We start from the raw sequence: 12,921 nt of genomic DNA, 5'->3' as shown, positions 1-12,921 counted from the left end.
TACGCCTGAGCCTGGACCCGCGTCGACACCCACCGGCCCGGTCACCGGTGGCTGCTGATCCGTCGCGACCTGACCACCGGGGAACTGGCCTTCTACCGTTGCTACGCATCCACGCCGGTGCCGCTGGTCGCCCTGGTGCGCATCGCCGGCATCCGCTGGACGGTCGAGGAGTCCTTCCAGGCCGCCAAGGGCCAGGTCGGGCTGGACCACTACCAGGTCCGCAGCTGGAACGGCTGGCACCGCCACATCACGCTGGCGATGCTCGCCCTGGCCTTCCCCGCGGGCCTGGCCGCATCCCAGCCCGGCGGCGACGAAAAGCACCTGCCTTGACTATGCCGGAGATCCGTCGCCTGCTGATCAGGCCACCGCCCGCCGATGCCACTACCAGCGCAGACCTCACTCATGATCTCAAAATGTCACTGGAGTACTTAGGTGGTCCTCACCGTGCCGAAGGCAGAGTTCGTGCATGTGCTTGAACGAGACCACCGCTGCGATCAGCGCCAGAAGCGCGACACCCGCGATCGTCATACACCGGATGCGTCGCGCAGCCAGGGAGAGACCGGTTTCCACAACCGCTCACCTCTGGTCGAGTAGGAAGCGGGTGGTGAGGGCGAAGGGATGTGTAATTGGTTCGTCTCCCCCCTCCGACATCAACCCCCATGTGAGATCAAGGATTGCCCCCGAGCTGCGGCTCCACCCCAAGAAGCTTGAGCAGTTCGGCTGTAGGGACGAGGTAGGCGACGCCGACGCGGATGACGCGGCAGGGGAACTCGCCCTTCTTGGCCAGCTCGTACGCCTTGGTCCGCCCAAGCCCAAGAGCCCGGGCGGCGGTGAGCAGGTCGACCGTCGCAGGCAGTTGCTGCAGCTCGGCCAGGGTGAGGCCCTTCATTTCTTCTCCATCAAGCTTGCCGGCCGGGTGAACCCGACCACATCAGAACGAGCGGAATAGGACGCGTAGCGCACGACGTCTCCGGTGTGCGGCGCGTGGATCATCTGGCCGGGAGTGACGACGACCCCGACATGCCCGGGCCCGCCGGCTCCCGGGTGCATGAAGACCAGGTCGCCGGGCTGCTCCTGGCCGCGAGTGACAGTGGGCCCCTGGCGCCACTGGTCGGCGGCGACACGCGGCAGCAGGATTCCCGCGTACTGATAGGCGCGCATGGTCAGCCCCGAGCAGTCGAACGCGCCTGGCCCCTCAGCTCCCCACGCGTACGGCTTGCCAAGCTGCATCCGCGCGTAGGCGAGGACACGGCCGGCCACGGCAGTCCGCGCCGCAGGAAGCGCGCACAGCTCCTCCCCCACACCAGCCGAGCCCGAAGAGTAACCGCGGGCGAAGCCGAGGACCCGGCGGACGTACCAGTCGGCGTGGTTGTAGCGCCAGACGGCCCGGTACATGTCCGCCGGCGCCCCGTTCGCCTTCAGGTACTTCGCCGCCGACGGGATCGCGTCGGCCGGGTCGTAGACATCCGTTCGGCCGTCGCCGTTCCCGTCCACGCCGTACGCCGCCCAGGTCGTATCAAGGAACTGCATGGGGCCCATCGCGCCGGCGCGGTTCGCACCATCCCGGATGCCGACACCGGTACCGCGCCCGTGGTCGCTTTCGGCCTTGCCAATCCCCGCGAGCACTTGCCAGGGGATGCCGTACTTCTGCCCAGCCTGCTGATACAGCTGCAGGTAGTCCGGCGGGATGCCACCGTCCTGCCCCTGACCACAGCCAACGGAGCCGTTCAAGGCGGTGAACGCCAGGATCAGCCCGAGCGGTATCGCGATGAGCAGACCGGCGGCCGCCACGAGCAGCCGCGCGGTCATCGAGACCGGCCGGTGTCACAACTCCCGCGCAGCTCGGTCCCGAGCTTGCTGCGTCGCCAGCCGTCCGGCGCCCGGCCTGCTCTCCTCATTTCCACTGCCCCCCGCTATCGGATGGGGCTGTTGCAGCACGTCGAGGACCGCGTTCCACGAGTAGCGGTAGTCCTTGCCGGTCCGCAGCGCCGGGATCTGGCCGGCGCTGGCCATGCGGCGGACGGTCTGGGCCGACAGCCCGAGCTTGGCGGCCAGTTCCTTGGTGGTCAGCACATCCGGATCACGCCCAAGCGGATCGGTCATGGTCACTCCTCGTGGTCAGCGGTCACCGTTCAGTTTCCCCCACGCGACTGCGACAGCACGTCTTGTGAATACCTGAAGACGGATGCAGCCGTTTGAGACTGCTTGCGCTCTGGAATACCCACGGAGCGTGACAGTCACGCTACCGATTGCGACAATCCATCGACCCCATGTCAGCAAAGGGAGGGCAATCCATGCTGGTCAGCGCAGTTGCCGACATGCTTCAGGCGGGGCCGGTGCCGAATCCGGCGCCGATCGCACCGCCGGGCCTAGAGAGGCCGATCACGACCATCCTCGGCTGGGGCAAGTGGGGCGTCATCGTCGCGGGCGTCGCCGGCCTGCTCATCTGCGGCGCGCAGATGGCGATCGGCCGCAAGAACCGCTCGTCCTTCGCGGCCGACGGCGCGTCCGGCATCCCCTGGGTGCTCGGCGGGCTCAGCCTGGCCGCGACCGCCTCCGGCATCGTCGGGATGTTCCTCCGATGAAGGCGCCCGCCCTCGTCCTGGTGCTGCTGACGGCGTGCGCCTGCGGCACGTCGACAACACCGGCTCCCCCGGCCCGCCAGGCGCGCATCACCTGGCTGGACTTTCATGGAGTACGGCTGCCGCTGTCGGACCTCGACGGCCCGCGCGTGCTCGACCATGACCGCGCCAAGGGCTTCTCCCACACCCGGGAGGGTGCGCTGCTCGCCGCGCTGCACATCGGCGTACGGGCGAACTCGCAGTGGGGCCCGACCGTGTTCGAGCCCACCATCACCGAGCAGGTGGTCGGTCCGGACGCAGGTCGTCTCCTGGAGCAGACGCGGACCACATACGAGGAGAGCAGGCAGGAAGCCGGACTCCCCCAAGGCAGTCCGCTCGGCAAGGCCTACGTGGATGAGGAGGCCTACCGCTGGGAGTCCTACGCCGCCGATGCCGCCACCGTCGACATCGTCAGCGCCGGCCCGGACCGACGCGGCACCACGGTCCGAGCCACCACCCGCATCCAGGTCGTCTGGCGGGACGGCGACTGGCGCGTGGTCGCGCCACTGGACGGCGACTGGGGCAACGCCGCGACGGAGCTCAAGTCTCTCGACGGCTACACCCGCTTCAAGGAGTGACCAACCATGCCGTGCGAGAGCCTGCTTTCTCCAAGCTGTTCAGTGACCGAGTACGTCGCCGGCAAGGTGGCCGCCGGGGCCGCCAACGGCGTGCTGGGCGAGATCGCCAAAGCCATCCAGGACGGCGTGGCATGGGTGGTCGGCAACAGCATCTCCTGGTGGGTCAGGGTGCCCTCGCCCGACCTCGCCACCGAATCAGCCGTGGACCGTTTGCGCGAATGGACGTTGCCGATCGCGATCGCGGTCGCCGTACTCGGTGTGCTCAGTGCGGGCGGCAAGATGGCACTGACCCGCAAGGGCAGCCCGCTGGTCGACGTCGGCTCCGGCCTGGTCGTCATCGCGACGACCTCGACCATCGGCGTGCTGACGGCTTCGATGCTCGTCAAAGCTGGCGACGCCTGGTCCACCTGGGTCCTCGACACCGTCTCCCATGACGACTTCGGCCGGCGCCTCACGAAAATCCTGGCTCTGACCGGCGCGGCACCCGGTGTGGTGATCGTGCTGGGGGTCGTGGCCATCTTGATCGGCGTGGTGCAGGCCGTGCTCATGCTGTTTCGCGAGGCGGCCCTGGTCGTGCTCGCCGGCCTTCTCCCCTTGGCCGCCGCCGGGTCGATGACTGTGATGACCAAGCCGTGGTTCCGCAAGGTGACCGGCTGGATGCTCGCCCTGATCTTCTACAAGCCCGCCGTCGCCGCCGTGTTCGCCACGACGTTCACCATGGTCGGCGAAGGCAAGGACGTACGGACCATCCTCATGGGGTTCGCGATGATGCTCCTGTCGCTGATCGCCATGCCGGTGCTGATGAAGTTCTTCACGTGGACGACGGGCTCGCTGGCAACCGCCGGTGGAGGTGGCGGCATCCTCGGAGCGAGCGTCGCCGGAGCCGTCGCCCTCAGCTCCTTCCGCAACTCGTCTTCGTCCTCCTCCCCCACGGGCGCGAGCAGCCACGCCGATTACTTGTCATCCCAGCTCGGGGGCAGACGAGCGTCAACTGGCGCGCCCCCATCCTCTGGGACGACGACCGCGGGCTCGACGACGGCAGGAGCAGGTGCCAAAGCGGCGGGACCAGCTGCCGCCGCGGCGTCGACCGCGGCGAGTGGCGTGGCATCCGGCGCGAAGACCGCGGCGAACTCCATGCGAGAGGACCACCAGCGATGACGGACATCCGTACCTACGGAGGCTGGCGCCGACGGCGCGGGCTCGGCCTGCTCGGCCTGGGCACGACCGGGACGTTCGTCGCGCTGGGTGCGCTCACCGCACTGGTCCTCACCGTGTCCGTGGACCTCCGTGCCGCGCTCTACACCGGGCCGCCCACTGCCCTGGCTGGAGCACTGGTGCTTATCCGGGTCAGCGGCGTTCCCGTCGCCCACCTCGTCACGCGCCGGATCCGCTGGTCGTACGGCAAAGCCCGCGGTCACACCCGCTACCGCGCCGGAGTCGTCGTCGCTCACCCCCGCGCCTTTCAGCTCCCTGGGGTTCTGGCCGCGACTCGGCTGATGTCAGCCGAGGACGCCTTCGGCCGGCCGTACGGCATCGCGTGGGATCGCCGCACCGGGCTGTTCACCGCGACGCTGAAGGTGTCGCCCGCGTCGACCTGGCTGGCGGAGCGGTCGGACGCCGACGCCTGGGTGTCCAATTGGGGTGCCTGGCTGGCCTCGCTCGGACACATGCCGGCCGTCCGCTGGGCCACGGTCACCGTCGACACCGCGCCCGAGCCCGGCTCCGCGCTCGCCGACACCGTCGGCCGCGCGCTGTCCTCCACGGCTCCCGAGGCGGCGGCCCTGCTCATGCGGCAACTGGTCAGTACGGCACCGCGTACGGCGGCCCGCGTGAACACCTACGTGAGCGTGACGTTCGACCCGGCCCGCTCCCCCGCCGGACAGGGCGACATGAGCACGGCAATCGGCGAGCTCGGCCGCACCACCGACGCGCTGGCCTCCGCGCTCGGATCGTGCGGCGTCACCGTCACCGGCCGGGCGACCGCCGCCGAGCTGGCTGGAATCGTCCGTGCCGCATACGATCCCGCCGCCAGAGCCGACACCGCCCGCGCCGATGACCTGACATGGGCGGACGCCGGTCCGATCGGCGCCGAAGAGCACCCAGATCACTACCGGCACGACAGCGGGATCAGCGTGAGCTGGGCCTGGCACGAGGCGCCACGCCAGAACGTCCCCGCCGACGTACTCAGCCGCCTGGTCGCTCCGGGTCCATACCCGAAGCGGGTCAGTCTCCAATACCGTCCGTTGCCCGCCGCCGAGGCCACACGGGTGCTCGAAGACGAGGTCAACGCCGCCGCGTTCCGCGAGCAGTACCGCCGCCGGACCGGGCGGGACGAGACCGCCCGTGACGCCTACGACCAGGCCCGCGCCCGGCAGGCCGCCGCCGAGGAAGCCACCGGGGCCGGGGTCACGCTCGTGACGCTGTACGTCACCACCACGGTCACTCACGAAGAGGACCTGGCCCAGGCCGTCGCGGTCACCGAGGCCGCCGCGGAAGCCTCCCGAATCCGGCTGCGCCGCCTGTGGGGCAGCCAGTCCGCCGGGTTCGCCACCACCTTGCCCTGCGGCGTCTGCCCGGCCGAGCTGACCAGGAGGTCATGGTGAAGACTCCCGCACGCGGCTGGCGAGAGCCGTACGGCGGATGCGCCGTGCACGTGGAGGCCGGCGCGGAGTTCCAGGCGACCACGGCACAAGTGTGCGGCCTCTTCCCGTTCGTGGCCGGCTCGGGCTCCCCCGCCATCGGCACACCGATCGGCCGCCACCAGCTGTTCGGGGAGGTCGTCTGCCTCGACCCACTGGCCTGGCTGCGCGCCGGGCTGGTCACCAACCCGGGCGTGTTCGTCCTCGGCCAGCCGGGGACCGGCAAGTCGACCCTGGTCAAGCGGCTCATCGTCGGGGCCATCGCGTCCGGCTCGACCGCGCTGATCCTCGGCGACACCAAACCCGACTACACCATGCTCGTCGAGCACGTCGGCGGACAGGTCATCCGCGTCGGTCGCGGCCTCGACCGCATCAACCCCCTCGACGCCGGGCCGCTCGGCGCCGCCGTACGGACCCAGCGCGGGGCCGAAGCCGAACGCACCCGCTGGGAGCTGCGCGGACGGCGGCTCTCGCTGCTGATGGCGCTCTGCACGCTCATCCGCGAGGCACCGGTCAGCAACGCCGAAGAGGTCATCCTCGGCCGGGCCATCGACCTGCTCGACGAACGCCTCACCGCCCCGACCGTGCCCGACGTGCTCGCCGTACTCGAAGAAGGCCCCGAAGCGCTGCGATCGGCCGCGCGGACTGACGACCCGGAGCGATACCGCGAGCGGGTCAGCGACCTCGTCTTCACTCTCGAACTGCTCTGCACCGGTTCGCTTGCCGGCGTCTTCGACGGGCCGACCACCCGCCCCATCGACCTGACCGCGCCCGCGGTCTCCGTGGACATCTCCCGCGTCGGCGCGGCCGGCGACAAGCTCCTGACCGCAGCGATGCTGTGCACTTGGGCATACGGCTTCGCCATGGTCGACGGCACGACCGGCCACTCCTATATGGCGGTCATGGACGAGCTGTGGCGGGCGCTGCGCGGGGCGCCGGGTTTGGTCGAGTACGCCGACAGCCTGACTCGGCTCAACCGCGCCAAGGGCATGGCCTCCATCATGATCACTCACTCGCTTGCCGATCTGGAGGCACTGCCCACCGAGGAGGACCGGGCAAAGGCTCGCGGCTTCATCGACCGCAGCGCCATCACCGTGCTGGCCGGGCTGCCCCCGCGCGAGCTGGCCCGCGTCAGCGAGATCACCCGCCTGACCGGGCCGGAGCAGGAGCTGGTCGCCTCCTGGTCCGCGCCGGACACCTGGCAACCGGGCGCCCGGCATCCGGGTCGCGGCAAGTACCTCATCAAGACCGGCGACCGGCTCGGCATCCCGGTCGAGCTCGCGCTCGTCGGCGTCGAGCACGAGCTCTACGACACCGACCAGGCGATCCGATGACGAGAGCGGTGGGACCGCGCACCGGATTCACCCCGCACGGCGCGACCGGAGCGTGGATAGCGCTCTTCGCGGGGTGGGGCGTCGTTGCGTTCTTCGGCCTCATTTGGGTCGCCGCCCGCGTCGCGGCCGCCCTGTTCGGCGGGCGGGTCCGCGAGTTCGGCACCGACTTCGCATGGCGTGTGCTCGAAGGCCGTACGGCATCCGCCTGGCCCAGCACCCCGACGCTCGCCGTTGTCGTCGTTGCCGCCGTCCTCCTGACTACCGCGCTCGGCATCGTCGTGGCCGCCTGGTGGTTCGTCATCGGACGGCTGCCCGATCCGGTGGATCCGGTGGCCGCCCTCGCGGACAATCCCGGGCTCGCTGCGCTGAAGCCGGAGGCGGCAGAGAAGAAGGCGCGCGAGCTGCGGCCGTCCCTGTCCGGGGCGGTGATGCCCTGCGACATCGGGCTGGCGCTCGGCGACCTGATGCGAAGCGGGCCCACGCTGTACGCCTCCTGGGAGGACACCATCGTGGCCTTCATGGCCCCCAGGTCGGGCAAGACGACCTGCCTGAGCATTCCGTACGTGCTCTCGGCTCCTGGGCCGGTCATCGCGACGTCGAACAAGTCCGACCTGTGGGCGGCGACAGCCTCACTTCGTGCTGCCGAGGGCACTGTGTGGCTGTTCGACCCACAGCACATCACCTATCAGCCGCAAACATGGTGGTGGGACCCGCTACGCGGTCTCGCGACGGTGGAGGACGCTCACCGCCTCGCTGGGCACTTCGTCCTCACCGTCGACGACGGCACCAAGCGTGACCTGTGGGGACCCGCCGCGCAGGACCTGCTCTGCGCGTTGTTCCTCGCCGCCGCGTCCTCCGGCCGCACGATGCGCGATGTCGCCAAATGGCTCGACACGCCTGCCGTACCAACGCCGGTTGAGCTGCTGGAGGCCGCAGGCTTCTCCCTGCTCGCCTCGTCGCTGCGCGGCGCGCAGAACGGCGCGGTCGAGACACGCGACGGCATCTACCAGACAGCCCGCACAGCCGCCAAAGCACTGCGCGACGAGGCGATAATCTCCTGGGTCACGCCGTCGGCCCTGCCGGTCTTCGACCCGCAGGCTTTCGCCGCTGGAACCGACACCCTCTATCTGTTGTCGAAGTCGCGCTCGGCTGCCGCGCCGCTGATCGCCGCGCTCACCGACACCGCGATGCGGGCCGCCGAACGCCGGGCTGAGCGCATGGGCGGCAGGCTCGACCCGCCGATGGTCGTCTCCCTCGACGAGGCGGCCAACATCTGCCGGATCGCCGACCTGCCCGAGCTGTACAGCCACCTCGGCTCGCGCGGCATCGTCCCCGTGACGATCCTCCAGTCGTACGAGCAAGGCGTCACGGTGTGGGGCGAGGCGGGCATGGCCGCCATGTGGGGTGCGGCCACCCGCAAGGTCATCGGTGCCGGCGTCGACTCCCCGCGCCTGGCTCGTGACCTGGCCACGCTCGTCGGCCAGCACGACGTGCCCGTCCGTTCCGTCTCGTACGCCGACGGCCGGGCCTCGGAGCAGATCTCGCTGCGCCGGCAGGACATTCTCGAACCCGCCGCCATCCGCGCGCTCCCGCCGGGGACCGCGCTGCTGCTGGCCACCGGCGGACGTCCCGCCCTGATCTCACTGCTCCCCTGGTACGAGAGCCGCGACGCCGACCGGATCCAAGCCTGCCGTGACCGGCTCGAACGGCTCATCGCGGAAGGAGCGGCACGATGACCGAACCGGTCTACGAGACGGTCGAGGAATGGGTGACCGAGCGATTTGTCCCCATGTACCGGCGGACGCTCGGTGGGGAGTTCCGCTGGTGCGCCCAGTGGTGGAGGCACGCCGAGGCCATCTCGCGGCTCACGGCACTCTGGCACGCCTGGGAGGTGTTGCGCCTGGAAGCGGGCACCGGCATGGGCGTCTGGTACCGCGACCACCTCGACCACCAACTGCCCATCCTGCTCGGTGCCCGCGGCCCCTTCTATCAGTGCAGTGAGGACGAACACCTCGAACCCCATCTGGCCAACGTCGACCCCGCCCCGCCTGGCTGGTGGCCCTCTTCCACAGAATCCGCTTCGGATGGTCCGGCGGATGAGCCCGAGCTCGACAGTCATGTCTGAATCACTAGGAGGTCTCATGTCCCTGATCGATGAGCTGTCCAAGGCGCACGCCGAGCTGGAGGCATGGCGCGACGTCGACACCGCTCTGCACGCGTTCCTGGTCGCGTCGGAGGCGGCCAGAGCCATGGAAGGCGCGAGCGCCCCAGAGGAATTTCCGGCGTGGGTTTCGGCCGGAAGCGCCGCGTTCGAGGGAGCGTCGGCGTTGAGGTCGGTTCCTGCCACGGCGTACGACATGCCGCTGGTCTTCAAGGACGCCGACGACCGGTCAGCTGTCACAGAGGCGATGGCTGCCCTGGGCGGGCTTCTCCGAGAGGTGATGGCCGAAAGGGCTCTCGATCTGAAGACCCCGGACGCCCGGCTTGCCGCGCTGACCGCCTCACGCTGCGGGACCCGTATTCAGCTTTTCCTGGGCGGGTGAACGGCCATGACTACTGTCTTCGGCGTCTTCTTGCGTGAGGCGTCCGAGCAGATGAACACGGCCGTCTATTGCGCGGAGCGGTCCGTTTCCGGTGTCGCCGCCATCGCGACGATCCAGCCGGCGCGCCGGATGACGACGGTCCTGCTCCGCTACCTGGACGATCTCGCACCCGAACGCGCCCCCGCGCACGAGCGGCTGTCCCATCTGTGGGACCGGGTGAACCATCCGCGCGTCCTGCTGCAGGAAGCCGACGTGATCCTACGCGACCTCGACCGGCAACTCACCGGCCGGAATCGCAACACCGCGCATCCCGTTCCGGTCCATGTCGCCGGCGCCGCGCTCGCCCTCGGCACCGGCCATGACCTGCTGAAGACGCACTACAACCCACGGTCGGACTGGGCGAACGCGATCGAGGACATGAGCGTCCGGCACGCGGTGCTGGACATCGTGGCACGCCAGGCACAGCTCCTCGGCCGAGTCATGAAGGCGGCCCGAGCCGAAGTGCGCAGGGCGGGTCTGGACAGCGTACGGCTCGACCGGTTGGTCACCGCTCTGCAGACTGCGGGTGACATCGCCTTCCGGGTGACGGCGCCGGGCGCCACCGAGACGCTGGCCGCCGTACCCCTCAGGGCGACCCAGCCACCGTCCGCGCTACCTGCGACCGCTTCGGTCGAGCAGCTCTGCGCCGGGATCATCACGAACGCCGAGGGGATACGCACGGCCCAGCCCGAGGCGGGAGGGCAGCTGTCGTCCGCGGACTGCCGGCGCAACGCCACCGCCGCCGTCGTGGCCCTCCACTGCGCCTACCAGGCGGTCACGATGCTGACCCGACGGCACATCGAACTGCATCCCGCCCGCGAACTGCTTGTCCGCCGCGCACTCCGCCAATCGGCGGAAGGTCTTCACCGTGTGCTCGACCGCTGGCAAGCCGTACGGCACCGCTGGCAGCGGCTCCTGTTCGACCAGCGGCGTCCAGGCCCCGCGGATCACCTTGACCAGATGACCATTCGCCTGGGCCGTCTCATCTCGGCCAACCCGGAGTGGACCTTCGAGCTGCGGAACCTGCCGGCGCTGAAGTCCCCAGCCGAGCTGGCGCCGACGACCGCGGACATGTCGCAAATTCTGCTTTCCGTCCGGCATGCCGTAGAAGCCCTCGCCGTACTCGGCCATCGTGATCTGGCGCAGGTCACCGCCCCTGGCCAGATCGAAGCGATCCACGCGATGTCGAGAACCACCGCTGCCGTGAACGGCCAGGTGGGAGCATCCGGGGTACGAGCCCTCGTGGGGGCGTACCGAGACGTCGTCGGCTACACGAACGCGGTGCTTGCGGATCTGAACCGGGCCGCTCTCGACACTGCGACTCCCGCGGAACGTCCGAGCGTCATGGTCGCGCTGTCCATCTTGGACCGCCGCCGAGATCCCGCCCTGGTCTCGGCACTCTTCGACGATAACACCGTGGCCAACAGCGCGACGGCATCGCAGTACACCTCGAATATCCCGGGGGCTCCCGTCGGCGCGGTCACGGCAGCCTCAAGGTCCAACTCCGACGGCGGACGGCAGGCAAGCAAGCCGACGAGGTAGTGGCGGGGAGCGGGAAGACTTTGGTTGTCTCCCCGGCTCTCGTGCGCTCCGCCATCCTGGCCCTGGGCGGCCCGAGCCGAGCCGTGAGATCGTGACGGTCATGGCGACCGAAGATCCTCTGCGCCTTTTAGGACGGCTCCGGCTCGGCCGGGAAGAATATTGCCAGCGGCTGCTGACCATGCTGATCCTCGGCGGGCCCTATCCACGGTGGAATACGCCCAACGCTCCCTCGGACCGCGGAGCCCGTTTCCTGCTTGAGCTGGACGCGCTCTCGTTCGGCACCGGCGCCTGGGATGTTCGGCCGCAGTTCGTCGACGAGTTCGACCTTCCACGGCGGCATGACGACGAACAGGGCGGAGCACCGGACTACGCGATGCTCTGGCCCGAGCGCCTGTGGATGATCGAGCTGAAGACCGAGACCGCAAGTCACCGTCAAGGGCAGCTCTCGGGGTACCTCGACCTCGCCGAACATCATCATCCGGCTCGCCGCATCGACCTCACCTACCTGACTCCGCCGATGCCTCACACACCGCCGGCCGCCCAGGCGCTTCAACCACCTCACCTGGGCTCAGGTCACTCCGCTGATCACCGCTGTGTGGGGAAACGGCGACGACGCAGAGCGGCGCGCCGTCGAACTACTGCTGGCCGCCTTGGACAGCATCGGAACCGACTGGAGCACCTGGCGCACAGCCCGGCTCCAGGTAGTGCCGGGCACCGAGCTCGAGGCTCCCGTCGCTGACACGCAGCCGACGGCCGACCCTTTCAAGCAGGCGATGGCGCTTGTCGATGCCACCGCCCGGGACGGACGGCAACGGGCCCTCAGTCACGCGGTGACGGACCTGCAGGATCTGCAGGAGCTGCGCCTATCCCTACGGCAGGCCATCTGCGCCTCACCCGGCCCCTCCCCCATTCACCACGTACTGCCCTGGATCTGGAACGCCACGACCAGCGGCGGCACGGCACTCACCGCCGCTGGCGCGGAGACGGGATACGAACTGCGCCTATCCCGGTATCGCAAGCCCATCTGCTGACGGGCTGCTCGGGCGACGCTCGTATCAATCGCGCAGGGACGTGAAGGGCCGGGAGGGCATGCTGACGAGTTCGGCCATCCACGAACGGATCGTCTCCAGATGCGTCGGCAGCAGCCCGACTCTGGGATCCGGCTGGACGAGCAAGGTGGGAATTCCTGCTGCCGTCCGGCCTGCGGCCCAGGCGTGGTCGGCGGGGGTGAAGTCGTCGTCGATCCAGACGGCCTGAGCTGTGCCGAGCCAGGCCGAGACGTCGTCCCGTTTCCAGAGGTAGCCGTTGGGGTGGCTCGTCGTGATGTCCTGACGCGCCAGTTCGACATGCGCGAACGGCTCCAGGCCCAGCTTGGCGCCGATCAAGGGGCTGGCGTCGCCACGCCAACTGGTGCACCAGACCGGTGTCAGAGGCAGCTCGCTGATCAGCTCAGCCAGCATGGGCCCGTGCGTGGGATCCAGCCATATGGGAACCGGTGAGCCCGCGTCATAGCCGGTGGGTACGACGCTGTGCCTCACGTGAGTAGCCGGTCCGTTCCCCTCGCTGTCGGGGAACGGGATCAGCACGCCGTCGACGTCGATGAGCAGATAAACCTCGGGCACGAC

Annotated in this window: 16 protein-coding genes and 1 pseudogene; 12 read left to right on the top strand and 5 right to left on the bottom strand. The window is 69.4% G+C overall.

All coding sequences use genetic code 11. From position 1 onward, the window contains the following. Positions 1–9: 9 nt before the first annotated feature. A pseudogene (locus ACIBK1_RS40625) lies at positions 10–406 on the top strand (transposase); the annotation flags it as partial. A gap of 2 nt (positions 407–408) precedes the next feature. On the opposite strand, the gene ACIBK1_RS32845 reads toward ACIBK1_RS40625, so the two are convergent. The 4 genes from ACIBK1_RS32845 to ACIBK1_RS32830 all read right to left on the bottom strand — a co-directional run bounded on the left by ACIBK1_RS32845 (position 409) and on the right by ACIBK1_RS32830 (position 2,103). After that, on the bottom strand, positions 409–528 hold the full coding sequence (locus ACIBK1_RS32845) for a DUF2637 domain-containing protein (protein WP_142651873.1): 120 nt from the start codon (positions 526–528) through the stop codon (positions 409–411). Positions 529–667: 139 nt separating this feature from the next. Continuing rightward, on the bottom strand, positions 668–889 hold the full coding sequence (locus ACIBK1_RS32840; RefSeq protein WP_142651826.1) for a helix-turn-helix domain-containing protein: 222 nt from the start codon (positions 887–889) through the stop codon (positions 668–670). Next, complete coding sequence (locus tag ACIBK1_RS32835) at positions 886–1,809, bottom strand: C40 family peptidase (RefSeq protein ID WP_142651827.1); 924 nt, start codon at positions 1,807–1,809, stop codon at positions 886–888. Before ACIBK1_RS32835 ends, ACIBK1_RS32840 begins: the two co-directional genes overlap by 4 nt. Before the next feature lie 15 nt (positions 1,810–1,824). After that, entirely contained in the window at positions 1,825–2,103 is a 279-nt protein-coding gene (locus tag ACIBK1_RS32830) for a helix-turn-helix domain-containing protein (protein ID WP_142651828.1), read from the bottom strand. A gap of 191 nt (positions 2,104–2,294) precedes the next feature. Between ACIBK1_RS32830 and ACIBK1_RS32825 the strand changes: the two genes are divergently transcribed. From ACIBK1_RS32825 to ACIBK1_RS32775, 11 genes are all read left to right on the top strand, one after another. Next, positions 2,295–2,585: a hypothetical protein gene (locus tag ACIBK1_RS32825; protein ID WP_142624562.1), complete on the top strand. Its 291-nt coding sequence runs from the start codon at positions 2,295–2,297 to the stop codon at positions 2,583–2,585. After that, positions 2,582–3,199, top strand: coding sequence for a hypothetical protein (locus ACIBK1_RS32820; protein WP_142651829.1), 618 nt, complete (start codon positions 2,582–2,584; stop codon positions 3,197–3,199). The genes ACIBK1_RS32825 and ACIBK1_RS32820 overlap by 4 nt, the downstream gene beginning before the upstream one ends. Positions 3,200–3,241: 42 nt before the next feature. Then, entirely contained in the window at positions 3,242–4,357 is a 1,116-nt protein-coding gene (locus tag ACIBK1_RS32815) for a hypothetical protein (RefSeq protein ID WP_142651830.1), read from the top strand. Next, complete coding sequence (locus tag ACIBK1_RS32810; RefSeq protein ID WP_142651831.1) at positions 4,354–5,802, top strand: SCO6880 family protein; 1,449 nt, start codon at positions 4,354–4,356, stop codon at positions 5,800–5,802. The genes ACIBK1_RS32815 and ACIBK1_RS32810 overlap by 4 nt, the downstream gene beginning before the upstream one ends. After that, positions 5,799–7,172 carry a hypothetical protein gene (locus ACIBK1_RS32805; RefSeq protein ID WP_396739575.1) on the top strand — a complete coding sequence of 458 codons (1,374 nt, stop codon included), beginning with the start codon at positions 5,799–5,801 and terminating at the stop codon, positions 7,170–7,172. The genes ACIBK1_RS32810 and ACIBK1_RS32805 overlap by 4 nt, the downstream gene beginning before the upstream one ends. Continuing rightward, positions 7,169–8,908 carry a type IV secretory system conjugative DNA transfer family protein gene (locus tag ACIBK1_RS32800; protein ID WP_142651833.1) on the top strand — a complete coding sequence of 580 codons (1,740 nt, stop codon included), beginning with the start codon at positions 7,169–7,171 and terminating at the stop codon, positions 8,906–8,908. The genes ACIBK1_RS32805 and ACIBK1_RS32800 overlap by 4 nt, the downstream gene beginning before the upstream one ends. Beyond that, entirely contained in the window at positions 8,905–9,297 is a 393-nt protein-coding gene (locus tag ACIBK1_RS32795; RefSeq protein ID WP_142651834.1) for a DUF4913 domain-containing protein, read from the top strand. Before ACIBK1_RS32800 ends, ACIBK1_RS32795 begins: the two co-directional genes overlap by 4 nt. A 16-nt stretch (positions 9,298–9,313) precedes the next feature. Further along, positions 9,314–9,715 (top strand): hypothetical protein, encoded by a 402-nt coding sequence (locus tag ACIBK1_RS32790; protein WP_328854076.1) that lies wholly within the window; start codon positions 9,314–9,316, stop codon positions 9,713–9,715. A 6-nt stretch (positions 9,716–9,721) separates the two neighbouring features. Next, the gene (locus ACIBK1_RS32785) at positions 9,722–11,296 is read left to right on the top strand and encodes a hypothetical protein (protein WP_396739573.1); all 1,575 of its coding nucleotides are present in this window, start codon (positions 9,722–9,724) and stop codon (positions 11,294–11,296) included. Positions 11,297–11,396: 100 nt separating this feature from the next. Further along, positions 11,397–12,035, top strand: a complete 639-nt coding sequence (locus ACIBK1_RS32780; protein WP_328854074.1) for a hypothetical protein — start codon at positions 11,397–11,399, stop codon at positions 12,033–12,035. 34 nt (positions 12,036–12,069) lie between these two features. Next, on the top strand, positions 12,070–12,327 hold the full coding sequence (locus ACIBK1_RS32775) for a hypothetical protein (RefSeq protein WP_396739571.1): 258 nt from the start codon (positions 12,070–12,072) through the stop codon (positions 12,325–12,327). A 24-nt stretch (positions 12,328–12,351) separates the two neighbouring features. Here the strand turns inward: ACIBK1_RS32775 and ACIBK1_RS32770 are convergent, their stop codons facing one another. After that, the gene (locus ACIBK1_RS32770; RefSeq protein ID WP_142651838.1) at positions 12,352–12,918 is read right to left on the bottom strand and encodes an HAD domain-containing protein; all 567 of its coding nucleotides are present in this window, start codon (positions 12,916–12,918) and stop codon (positions 12,352–12,354) included. Between the last annotated feature and the right edge of the window lie 3 nt (positions 12,919–12,921).

It is taken from the genome of Microbispora rosea, from assembly GCF_044460045.1.
Classification (GTDB): Bacteria; Actinomycetota; Actinomycetes; order Streptosporangiales; family Streptosporangiaceae; genus Microbispora; species Microbispora rosea.
This window is presented reverse-complemented; position numbering and strand designations above follow the sequence as displayed.

Coding starts and splice junctions, on each gene's coding strand:
- ACIBK1_RS32845 (WP_142651873.1), bottom strand. CDS start 528: ATGACGATCGCGGGTGTCGCGCTTCTGGCGCTGATCGCAGCGGTGGTC.
- ACIBK1_RS32840 (WP_142651826.1), bottom strand. CDS start 889: ATGAAGGGCCTCACCCTGGCCGAGCTGCAGCAACTGCCTGCGACGGTC.
- ACIBK1_RS32835 (WP_142651827.1), bottom strand. CDS start 1,809: ATGACCGCGCGGCTGCTCGTGGCGGCCGCCGGTCTGCTCATCGCGATA.
- ACIBK1_RS32830 (WP_142651828.1), bottom strand. CDS start 2,103: ATGACCGATCCGCTTGGGCGTGATCCGGATGTGCTGACCACCAAGGAA.
- ACIBK1_RS32825 (WP_142624562.1), top strand. CDS start 2,295: ATGCTGGTCAGCGCAGTTGCCGACATGCTTCAGGCGGGGCCGGTGCCG.
- ACIBK1_RS32820 (WP_142651829.1), top strand. CDS start 2,582: ATGAAGGCGCCCGCCCTCGTCCTGGTGCTGCTGACGGCGTGCGCCTGC.
- ACIBK1_RS32810 (WP_142651831.1), top strand. CDS start 4,354: ATGACGGACATCCGTACCTACGGAGGCTGGCGCCGACGGCGCGGGCTC.
- ACIBK1_RS32800 (WP_142651833.1), top strand. CDS start 7,169: ATGACGAGAGCGGTGGGACCGCGCACCGGATTCACCCCGCACGGCGCG.
- ACIBK1_RS32795 (WP_142651834.1), top strand. CDS start 8,905: ATGACCGAACCGGTCTACGAGACGGTCGAGGAATGGGTGACCGAGCGA.
- ACIBK1_RS32790 (WP_328854076.1), top strand. CDS start 9,314: ATGTCCCTGATCGATGAGCTGTCCAAGGCGCACGCCGAGCTGGAGGCA.
- ACIBK1_RS32785 (WP_396739573.1), top strand. CDS start 9,722: ATGACTACTGTCTTCGGCGTCTTCTTGCGTGAGGCGTCCGAGCAGATG.
- ACIBK1_RS32780 (WP_328854074.1), top strand. CDS start 11,397: ATGGCGACCGAAGATCCTCTGCGCCTTTTAGGACGGCTCCGGCTCGGC.
- ACIBK1_RS32775 (WP_396739571.1), top strand. CDS start 12,070: ATGGCGCTTGTCGATGCCACCGCCCGGGACGGACGGCAACGGGCCCTC.